The organism is Pseudoxanthomonas sangjuensis (assembly GCF_010211755.1).
Lineage (GTDB): Bacteria > Pseudomonadota > Gammaproteobacteria > Xanthomonadales > Xanthomonadaceae > Pseudoxanthomonas_A > Pseudoxanthomonas_A sangjuensis.
The window spans coordinates 90,153-100,526 of sequence record NZ_PDWR01000005.1 but is presented as its reverse complement, the minus strand read 5'-3'; the positions used below and the strand labels follow the sequence as shown (position 1 = coordinate 100,526).

Sequence of the window (10,374 nt, the reverse complement as noted above, 5' to 3'; positions counted from 1 at the left end):
AAAATCAGCCGCAGCGCACCGAAACGCCGATGCCCTTGTCGTCGACTTCGATGTTCAGCCGCGCCGCGTTGAACTCCATCGTCACCGGCTGGCCGGGCTTGAGCACGCGCGCGCTGGCCGCACCGGCGTCCTTGCGCGCCTGTTCGAGTTCGGTTTCGCCGACCGCCTTGCCGACCGTCCACTGCGCCTGCAGCGCATCGCAACTGCCCGCGTCGGCGGGAGCGGGCTCGCTCGCCGCCGGCTGCGCGGCCTCGGCGGCGCGCTGTTCGGATTGCGCCAACGCCTGTTCCTGTTCGTCCGGTTCCGGCGAAGTGCAGGCGGCAAGGCTGAATGCGAGAAGGGCAACGGCAGGCGACAGCAGTCGGATCATCGGGACGCTCCGGGATGATGGATGAAGGTTGGCCGAACATCCCTGCACGCGCCGTTGCCGCAGAGTAAACCACAAGCGCCCCGCATGCTGCATGATGCGGCGCACGGACGTAGGAAGGTCTGGGCGATGGATGTCGCCCCGGGTTTTCCGCATGGAGATGGAGACGCGATGGAACGGACGGATACGACAGGGGCCGGCATGCCGGCGCGGTTGGCGGGCGCCGCCTTGTGGCTTTCTTCCGCCGCGGCATGGGCCGGCGACGCGGCTTTCGCCGACTGCCTGTCCGGTCTGCGCGGGCAGGCGGCGGCCAGCGGTGTGTCCGCGGCGGCCTTCGACCGCTTCACCGCCGGCTTGCAGCCGCAAATGGAAGTGCTGCAACTGCTCGACGCGCAACCCGAGTTCCGCACGCCGATCTGGGACTACCTGGCGGTGCTGGTCGATGCGCAACGCATCGCCGACGGCCAGGCGAAGTTGCGGGAACACGCCGACACGCTGGCGCGGGTCGCGGCGCAATACGGCGTCGACGCCGAAACCGTGGTCGCGGTGTGGGGCGTGGAAAGCGACTACGGCACGACCTTCGGCAAGCGCCCGCTGCTGCAGTCGCTGGCGACGCTGTCGTGCCGTGGCCGGCGCCAGGCGTACTTCCGCGGCGAACTGTTCGCGACGCTGGCGCTGCTGCAGTCCGGCGACCTGCAGGCGGACGGGTTGCTCGGCTCGTGGGCCGGCGCGTTCGGCCACACCCAGTTCATGCCCAGTACCTACCGGGACATCGCGGTCGATTTCGACGGCGACGGCCGCCGCGACCTGGTCGGCAGCGTGCCCGATGCGCTGGCTTCGACCGCGAACTACCTGGCCCGCAACGGCTGGCGCCCCAGCGAAGGCTGGGGCTACGAAGTGAAGCTGCCGGCGGGATTCGACGCCGCGGACGCGGGCCGGAAGAACAAGCGCCCGGTCGCCGACTGGAGCAGCCGCGGCGTGACGCGCGCGGACGGAACGCCGTTGCCGGCGAGCGACGCAGCCGCCGGGCTGCTGCTGCCGGCGGGCGTCGCCGGCCCGGCCTTCCTGGTGTTCCGCAACTTCGATGCGATCTATTCGTACAACGCCGCCGAGAGCTACGCGCTGGCGATCGCGCTGCTGTCCGACCGCCTGCGTGGCGCTGGCCCGCTGCTGGGTGCGTGGCCGACCGACGATCCCGGCCTCGACCGCGCCGCACGCAAGCACCTGCAGATCCTGCTGCTCGCCCGCGGCCACGACATCGGCGAAGTCGACGGCGCGATCGGACCCTTGAGCCGCCGCGCCATCGTCGTCGAGCAGCAACGCCTCGGCCTGCAACCGGCCGATGGCCGCGCCGGGCACAGGATCCTCGACGCACTGGTCCGCGAAGGTCCGCCGGTGGCGCTGCCGCGCTGAATCGTCGGCAGCCAGCCCGACTTGCGAAATCTCAGGGCACAAAAATCCGCGCCACGAACGCATGCCAGCCTGCCGTGTCCCACAACAGCTGCACGGCGACGGCGAAGGGCAGGAACAGGCCCAGCCAGACCAAGTAAGCCCGATGTACCGTCCGCTGCCGGATCACGTCCCACAGCAACATCGGCGACACGGCCAGCAGCATGTAGAGGTCGGAGGCCAACGGGCTGGCCGGAAGCGTGGACGGCAACCAGGTCATCCGGTCGATCGCCGCCGGCAACGGGATGGCCGTGGCCAGGAACATCATCCGCTTGTGGAAGCCGGGGTCGGTCCGCCGCGCGCGCAAGGCCAGCCATATGCAGACGGGAAACAGGATGCCGGCGCGGATCTGGAACAGCTTGATGTTGTCGAGGAAAAGCAACAGTTCCCGGAGCCGCTCGCGTACCGGCGGTGGTGCGGTTTGCATCCCGTGCCAGACCTGCTGATACATGGTCGGAACCAGGATGAAGCCGACGACCACGATGGCCGGCACGAGCACGAAGGCCGTGCGCCCCAGCAGCATGTGCCGGTCGCGCCGGCCGGTCGCCATCAACGTGGCTTGGGCGAGCAGCAACAGCAGGAAGGCGCCCATGAGGATGGCGTGCAGGTGCAGCACCAGCGGGAACGGCGGGCGCATGCCGGCCCGCACCATTTCGATCTTCACGATCGAATCCGGGATGAATCCGGTCAGCGTGATGGCGATGAAGAAGGCCGCCATGAAGACCCAGATCCAGCGGTCGACCGCCAACGCGAGCGGATTGGCGGACAGATGAAGCGCTTGTGCGTGGTTCGTGGACATGGCGATCGGCCTCCCGGTCGTCCGATGGGCCCGCGCCCGATCACGGCCGGGCGCGCAGCGATTGCGACAGAAGCAGCGCCCATCTTTCGCGGGCTTGCCGGGCGCTCGTTACTTTCCTAACGACCTGGGCAATCGGGGCCGGCCATGGTTTCCAGCGTTGATTCGGTGCGGGTCGCGGTTGCCCGGCATCGGTGCCACAGCAAGCCGATGGCCGGCCGCGTCTCCTGCAGGGCCGGCTTAAGCTGCGGCTCGCCTGGCAACGGGCGTCGCGGGAGAAGGTCCTGAAGGCGCTCCGCAGTAAAGCAACGCCGCCGGTTCCGCGGGCCGGCTCAGCCCAGCGCGGTATCCAGCAGCATCATCAGCACGAAGCCGACCAGCAATCCCGCGGTGGCGAACTTCTCGTGGCCCTTGCGGTGCGATTCGGGGATGATCTCGTGGCTGATCACGAACAGCATCGCGCCGGCGGCGAAGCCCAGGCCCCAGGGCAGCAGCAACGCCGAATGGCTGACGATGCCGGCGCCGAGCACCGCGCCGAGCGGTTCGACCAGCCCCGAGGCCATGCCGATGCCGACCGCGAGCCAGCGGCTGTAGTTGGCGGCCAGCAGCGCGACCGCGATGACCAGTCCCTCGGGGATGTCCTGGATCGAGATGCCGGTGGCCAGCGCGTAGGCGCGCAGCGGATCGTTGCCGGCGTAGCCGACGCCGATCGCCAGGCCTTCGGGCAGGTTGTGCAGGATGATCGCGAACACGAACAGCCAGGTGCGGCGCAGCTTGCCCGGGCTCTGGCCTTCGCGGCCCTTGATGAAGTGCTCGTGCGGCAGCAGCTGGTCGATCAGCATCAGCGTGCCGGCGCCGAGCAGCAACGCCGTGCCGATCACCGCGCCGGCGGCCCAGCCGCCGCCGCCGAACAGCCCTGCGTTCCGCGTCGCGTTGAGGCCGGGGATGATCAGCGAGAACGCCGACGCGGCCAGCATCACCCCGGCGCCGAAGCCGAGCAGGGTGTCCTGCATGCGTTCGGACAGGCGCTGCGAGAACAGCACCGGCAACGTGCCCAACGCGGTGGCCAGCGCGGCGACGCAGCCGCCGACCAGCGCGTTCCAGGTGACGTCGCTGCTGCGGGCGAAGGCGAGGAACTGCGCGGCCATCACCGCCGCGCCGCCGAGCACGATCGCGGTGCCGAACCAGCGCCGCAGCGAATGCGCCGGGTTGGGCGAGTTGGCGGGTTGCTCGTTCATCGTCGGGAAGCGAGGGGTGCCGACCGCCAGTCTACCCTTCCCGCGTGCGTCGGCCCGGCCAGGTGCCGGCTAGGGTTCCAGGGCCAGGGCGGCCGGCCCGTGCCCCGGTTCCGCGGACTGTCGATGGCGAACCGCGGCCGCCACGCCGCTGCCGTCGATTTCCAGCGACTGGTCGGCCATCGTCGCCAGTCCGGTCCGGTGCGACACGACGACCAGGGCGGTTCGCGGCAGGCGGATCCGCAGCGTGGACAGGACCTCGCGTTCCGAGGCGGTATCGAGCGCTCCCGTCGCTTCGTCCAGGATGGCGAGCGTCGGCTTCCGCAACAGCACCTGGGCCAGCAGCAACCTCTGCAGCTCGCCGCCGGAGAACCGGCTGGTGGAATCCTGCAGGGCGGTGTCGAGCCCGTACCCGCTCCTGTGCAGTCGCTTGTCGAGGCCGACATCGGCCAGCGCGCTCCACATCAGCGCCTCGCTCGCTTCGGGCGCGGCCCAGAGCAGGCTTTCGCGCACGCTCGCGTGCCAGGGACGGACCTGCTGGCTGACGTAGGCGCTCCGGCCGACGAGCGCCCGGTACCGGTCGAAGCCGATTTCCTGCCCGGCGATGTCCGCCTCGAATTCCGCCGGCGCCATCATGCCCGAGAGGATGTCGACCAGGCAGCTCTTGCCGATGCCGGAGCCGCCGCAGACCAGCGTCAGTTCGCCGGGCGCCAGGGACAGGTCGCGAACCTCGAGGGAGACGAGCGATCGCGGCAGGCGCATCCGCCTGATGCGCAGGGCGGGCAGATCGCCGTCCGCGTCATGCGCGCGTGGCGTCCGGTCCGCCTCCAGCGACACATAGCGCTGCCACAGCTCGAATGCCGGCATGGCCGAACGCAGTTGCTGCACGCCTTGCCGGGTCAATGCCAGGTAAGGCAACAGGCGCCCCAGCAACAGGCTCACCGCGACCAGCGCGGCCTGGTCGATGCCATGCCAGCGATGGGCCAGCACGAAGGCCGCGGCGATCATGGCCGTTGCCAGCAACTCGAGCAGCAGGCGTCCATGGGCGGCGAGTTCCAACCGGCGCCTGTAGCCGCGCCCGAGCTGCGCCGCCATGTCCGCATAGGCGGCGTGATCGGCCTGCTGCCGCCCGAACGAACGGACATGGCGCAAGCGCCGCGGGAAGTCCTCGCCGCGCCAGAACAGGCGGGTCATGTCGGCGACGTACCGGCGGCCGATGCGCGACTGTTCGCGGCCGAACAGGCTGGTCGCCATCCACGCCAGGGCCGCGAACGCGGGCAACGCCAGCACCAGGGGCGGCGACACCCAGAACGCGAATGCGAGCGTCACGACGGTGGTGAGGACCGCAACCAGCAGCTGGAGCAGCGCATTGAAGCCATTGACGATGATTTCGACGTTATAGGTGAGGACGTTGGCGATCTCGGCGGAGGTCGAATCCGCCAGCGCAGCGAGCTTCGCGCGGACCAGCCGCGCGTGGACCCTCCGGCGCAGGAACATGCCGTAGCGCGCCGCCAGCCGCGCGCCCAGGCAGGCCGCGGACCATCGCGACAGCGCGAACAGGCCGGCGGCGGCCGCGAACAGCGCCGCATCGGCCTCGAGGCTCCCGGGCGAACCGAGGATGCCGCCGCCGAACGGCAGCACCGGCCCAGGCTGGATCAGCGGCACGAGGAACAGGGCCGCCAGGCTTCCGGCGAACGCCGCCAGCAGCGATGCCAGGACGTACGCCGCCACCTGGAGCCAGTCGCGGCCGGTCAGCGTGCCCGCGAAGGCGCGCAACACGATGCGGCCTTCGTCAGCCGAGGAGTCGCTGCAGGGCATCGACCGAGCTCCCCGGGTGCGGACCGCGTTGCAGGCGATGGGCCGGCGATCCCAGGGCCCATTGTTCGAAGCGATGCCATCCCGGCTGGGCCATGGCGTAGGCCTGGTCGGCCACGAGGCAGGCAGCGACATCCTCGCGGGCCACGGGCGCCAGTTCCGCCCGGGAACCGCCGGCTGTGTGCCGCGAAAGGATCACCGTGCCGACCAGTTGCAGGGGCGTCGCCGCGAGGCGGGTGCCCGCGGGCGCCCGTTGCAGGTCGGCCTCGAACTTCTCCACGCCGCTGCGGCGCCGGATCACCGGCGAACCGGCGATCCAGCGCCGCGCGTCGTCGCCGATGCCGTGCAGGACATCGGCGTGCACGTGCAGGAAATTGGCGACGCCGGTCGCCAGCATGCCGTCCGGCCGGACGAACACCGCGTCCTCGGAAAGGAAATCCAGGCCCCGCAGCAGACTGTGCAGGGCGAGGGTCGACTTGCCGGCGCCGCTTTCGCCGAGCAGGAGCAGGCCGCGCCCGTCGCGGCCGACGCAGGCGGCATGCACGGGCACCAGGCCCTGGCAGCGCGCGGCCAGGAGAAAGACCGCGAATTCGACCAGCTCGTAGCGCAGGTGGTAGGGATGGTCGAGCATGTCCGCCGATGCGACGACCTGCGCACGGCGCTGTTGCGGCGAAACCAGCACGTAATTGTGCTCGTCCATGATCCCGCAGAGGATGCCGCCGTCCAGTCGCGTGCGGACGGCCGGCGGTTCGCCGGCCGCCGGCATCCGTCGCGGCAGCAGGCGCAACTCGACATCGAGCTCCGGGCCTGCCTGCGGGAAGCGGTGCGGGGCGTGCCCGGCGTAGGCCGCTTCGACCACGTCCAGCAGCGCCTCGCTTTCGCTGCGGAAGCGGAACCGTCCACCCATGAGCTGCTTGTGCCTGGCAAGGCACGGCCGTCTGGCGGTCATCATGCTGTGCATCGCTCGGGGATTCGGTCCTTGCACCGGTGGGTGCGGCTTCGGCGCGGAAAAGTTGCCGTGCCCCCGCAGGCAACCATTGGCCGGCCGCCGGGAACCTACCCCGGACATGCTCAGGATCCAGCTCGCCCACTCCTATTTCCTCCGCTTCGACCAGAAGCAGTGGGACCGCGGCAAGCCGTACCCGCCGCTCGCCACCCTGCAGGTCGCGGCCATGCTGCGCCAGATGGGGCACGAGGTGACGCTGTTCGATGCGATGCTGGCCGATGGCGTCGAAGCGTACGCGGAGGCGCTGCGCGGCGCGGATCCGGACCTGGTCGTCCTGTACGAGGACAATTTCAACTTCCTGACCAAGATGTGCCTCGATCGCATGCACGAGGCCGCCTGCCGGATGGTGTCCATGGCAAGCGCGGCCGGGACCCGGGTCGTGGTCGCCGGTTCGGATGCCTCGGACCGGCCCGGGCGGTTGCTCGAGGCCGGGGCCGATGCCGTACTGGTCGGCGAGGGCATCGCCGCCCTGCGCGAGCTGGTCGGGCGCCTCGAACGCGACCCGGACGTCGCTGCGGCGGATTGGGTTTCCGGCGTTTCCGGCGTGGCGTCCCTGGTGGATGGGCGCACGGAAGTGGCGCGGGTGGGCGCGCTGCCGCCGGATCGCCAGCTCTCCGGCGACGCCGCATGGGACCTGGTCGACATCGAGCGCTATCGCCGCCTGTGGCGGGAGCGGCACGGCTATTTCAGCCTGAACATGGTGGCGTCGCGGGGCTGCCCGTTCCGCTGCAACTGGTGTTCCAAGCCGATCTGGGGCAACCACTACGCGCAACGCAGCGCGCGCGACGTCGCCGCAGAGATGAGCTTCCTGAAGCGCGCCTACGCGCCCGACCACATCTGGATGGCGGACGACATCTTCGGCTTCCGCGTCGACTGGCTCAGGGAGTTCTCGGAGCGCCTCGCGGAACTGGATGGCGCGGTGCCTTTCACCATCCAGATCCGCGCCAACATGATCAGCGAACGGATGGCCGCCGCGCTCCGGGAAGCGGGGTGCGTCGAGGCGTGGATCGGGGCGGAGAGCGGGAGCCAGCGGATCCTGGACGCGATGTCCAAGGACACGTCCATCGAGGAACTGGTCGCCGCGCGGGAGCGGCTCGGCGCGCACGGCATCCGCGTGGGTTTCTTCATCCAGCTGGGATACCTCGGCGAGCAGCTGGAGGACCTGCTGGCGACCCGCGCGCTGGTGGCGCGCACGGCGCCGGACGAAATCGGGGTCAGCGTTTCCTATCCGCTCCCGGGCACCCGCTTCTACGAGCAAGTCAGGGCCCAGCTGGGCAGGAAAACGCACTGGAAGGACAGCGGCGACCTGGCCATGATGTTCCGCGGCGCCTACGACTCGGAGTTCTACCGCCGCTTTCGCGACCTGTTGCACCGACAGGTCGAACTGCTGCAGTCGCGGCAGCGCCTTGCGACCCGGGAATACCACGAGGCCCGCATCGGCCTCGATGCGTGCTGGGACGCATTGATCGCCAGCGAGCGCGATCACCGCAATCCCGGCGCCACCGCCGCCCCGACGAAGCACCCTGCACGGGAAGGGATCTATGTTGCCGCCACTCAAGACGGTTAAGGCCGGCCTGTCGCGGGCCACGGAGGCGCTGGCGCTGGAGTTGGCGCGGCCGGGGACGGAGACGCCGGCATGGGACGGCATCCAGTGGCGACTGGCGTCGGCCGTGGCCGCGGCGCACGGCGTTTCCCCCGTGCTGAGCGGGCGCTGCCGCTGGCAGCACACCCCATGGCAGCGCTTCCTGCGCGACCAGCACGCGCATGTCGAATGCCGCCAGCGGCACATCAAGGCGATGCTGAAGCGCATCGATGCGGACGCGCGCGCGGCCGGCCTGGCGGTGGTGGCCCTGAAGGGATCGGCGCTGCAGGCCATGGGGCTGTATGCGCAGGGCGAACGCCCGATGGCCGACATCGACCTGCTGGTTTGCGAAAGCGATGCCGGGGCGGCGGGCGCGATGCTGCGGGCGATCGGCTACGAGGAGGCGTACGCGCAATGGAAGCACCGCGTGTTCAAGCCGGCCGACAGCCAGCCCGTGCCCGGCCTCGGCGAGCATTGGGACATGCCGGTCAACATCGAGCTGCACGTCCGCATCCAGGAGCGGCTGCCGGTCTCGGTCGCCGACGTCACCGGGCGCGTCTACCCGGCGGACGCACGGCCCGGCCTGAACGGCTACGCATCCACCGGCGGCCTGATGAGCCACCTGCTGCTGCATGCGGCCGGCAGCATCTGCAACCGCAACCTGCGCCTGATGCACCTGCACGACATCGCCCTGCTGTGCGCCGCGATGACCGCGGACGACTGGCGCGAGGTCGATGGCGGCCGCGACGACGGTTCGTTCTGGTGGGCGCTGCCGCCGTTGCGCATGGTCGACCGCTATTACCCGGGCGCGGTTCCCGGCGACGTGCTGGCGCGGTTCTCGCGGCAGTGCCCGCTCCTGCTGCGGACGCTCTCGCGCCGCCAGACGATGACCCGGGTCTCCTGTTCCGAACTGTGGCTGCATCCGTTGGCCGGCATGGAATGGTCCCGCTCCGCCGGCGACGCGGGCCGCTACCTGAAGAACCGCATCAGGCCGTCGCAGGAAACCATCCAGGAACGCGACGACATGGTGCGCACGCAGTTGTGGCTGCAGGGCCAGCGCTGGCCCACGATGAGCCTGGGCCGGCGCGCGCTGCGCTGGTTGACGCGGCCGGTGCCGCGCATGGACATGCTGTATGCGGTGCGCGCGGCCATGGAATCCCCGGTCCTGGCGCCTTGAGCATGCACGCAATGGAGGAGGAGCGATTGCCGGCGGGGATCCGCTTGCGCTGCCCCCGTTGCGGCGCCGGCATCCCCGCTTCGGACTGCGCGGCGTGCGGGTTTTCCATCACGGTCCGCCGCGGCATCGCGCGGGCGCTGCCGCCGGAAACGCAGCTCCGCCTTGCCGGCTTCATCCGGGATTACGAACGGGTCAGGAAGGCGGAAGGTCGTGGCAGCGACTGCGGGGATTACTACCTGGAGCTTCCGTATCGCGATGTCTCCGGCAAGGACCCCGCGCAATGGCGCATCAGGGCGCGCAGCCACGACTACGTCGTGCGGCGCCTGTTGCCCGACCGGCCGAAGGGCAGGGTCCTCGACCTGGGCGCGGGCAACGGCTGGATGAGTTATCGCCTGTCGCTCGCGGGCCATCGTCCCTGCGCCGTCGACCTGCTCACCAACGACAGCGACGGGTTGGGCGCCGCGCGCCATTACCGGGCGCGGTTGCCGGCGTTGTTCCCGCGTTTCCAGGCCAGCTTCGACCGGCTCCCGTTCGCCGACGACCAGTTCGACGCCGCCGTGTTCAATGCTTCCTTCCATTACAGCGAGGACGCCGAGGCCAGCCTGCGCGAGGCGCTGCGCTGCGTGAGGCCGGGCGGCCTGGTGGTCATCGGCGATACGCCCTGGTACCCGCGCGAGGAGGACGGACGCAGGATGCTCGCCGAGCGACAGGCCGCCTTCCTGCAGCGCCATGGCGTGGCGGGCGACTCGATCGCCATGCTCGGTTTCCTGACCGATGGGTGGCTGCAGGAGATGCAGCGGGCGCTGTCGATCCGCTGGGAAGTCCACCGCCCCTGGTACGGGCTGGCGTGGGCGATGCGCCCTCTCGCGGCGAAACTTCGCGGCCACAGGGAACCCTCGAGGTTTCGCCTGTACGTGGCCCGCAAAGACGCCTGATCGGGACGAAGC

The 10,374-nt window shown here is 70.2% G+C and carries 9 protein-coding genes; 4 read left to right on the top strand and 5 right to left on the bottom strand.

The annotated features are described in order from the left end of the window. Positions 1-4 precede the first annotated feature (4 nt). A complete protein-coding gene (locus CSC71_RS04040; RefSeq protein WP_162373059.1) occupies positions 5-370 on the bottom strand; it encodes an I78 family peptidase inhibitor in 366 nt (121 codons plus the stop codon). A 168-nt stretch (positions 371-538) separates the two neighbouring features. On the opposite strand from CSC71_RS04040, the gene CSC71_RS04035 reads away from it, so the two are divergent. Further along, on the top strand, positions 539-1,780 hold the full coding sequence (locus CSC71_RS04035; protein ID WP_425501916.1) for a lytic murein transglycosylase: 1,242 nt from the start codon (positions 539-541) through the stop codon (positions 1,778-1,780). A gap of 31 nt (positions 1,781-1,811) precedes the next feature. Here CSC71_RS04035 and CSC71_RS04030 read toward each other — a convergent pair whose 3' ends face one another. From CSC71_RS04030 to CSC71_RS04015, 4 genes are all read right to left on the bottom strand, one after another. Further along, positions 1,812-2,615: a hypothetical protein gene (locus CSC71_RS04030; RefSeq protein ID WP_162373058.1), complete on the bottom strand. Its 804-nt coding sequence runs from the start codon at positions 2,613-2,615 to the stop codon at positions 1,812-1,814. Between the two features lie 329 nt (positions 2,616-2,944). Beyond that, entirely contained in the window at positions 2,945-3,850 is a 906-nt protein-coding gene (locus tag CSC71_RS04025; RefSeq protein WP_162373057.1) for a ZIP family metal transporter, read from the bottom strand. A gap of 69 nt (positions 3,851-3,919) precedes the next feature. Beyond that, positions 3,920-5,665 (bottom strand): ATP-binding cassette domain-containing protein, encoded by a 1,746-nt coding sequence (locus CSC71_RS04020; RefSeq protein WP_162373056.1) that lies wholly within the window; start codon positions 5,663-5,665, stop codon positions 3,920-3,922. Further along, entirely contained in the window at positions 5,640-6,614 is a 975-nt protein-coding gene (locus CSC71_RS04015) for a phosphoenolpyruvate carboxykinase (ATP) (RefSeq protein WP_162373055.1), read from the bottom strand. Before CSC71_RS04015 ends, CSC71_RS04020 begins: the two co-directional genes overlap by 26 nt. Positions 6,615-6,729: 115 nt before the next feature. On the opposite strand from CSC71_RS04015, the gene CSC71_RS04010 reads away from it, so the two are divergent. From CSC71_RS04010 to CSC71_RS04000, 3 genes are read left to right on the top strand one after another with little or no spacing between them, the layout of a single operon-like run. Further along, on the top strand, positions 6,730-8,235 hold the full coding sequence (locus CSC71_RS04010) for a B12-binding domain-containing radical SAM protein (RefSeq protein WP_162373054.1): 1,506 nt from the start codon (positions 6,730-6,732) through the stop codon (positions 8,233-8,235). After that, complete coding sequence (locus tag CSC71_RS04005; protein ID WP_162373053.1) at positions 8,210-9,427, top strand: nucleotidyltransferase family protein; 1,218 nt, start codon at positions 8,210-8,212, stop codon at positions 9,425-9,427. Before CSC71_RS04010 ends, CSC71_RS04005 begins: the two co-directional genes overlap by 26 nt. Before the next feature lie 44 nt (positions 9,428-9,471). Beyond that, complete coding sequence (locus tag CSC71_RS04000; protein ID WP_246191960.1) at positions 9,472-10,362, top strand: class I SAM-dependent methyltransferase; 891 nt, start codon at positions 9,472-9,474, stop codon at positions 10,360-10,362. Positions 10,363-10,374 lie beyond the last annotated feature (12 nt).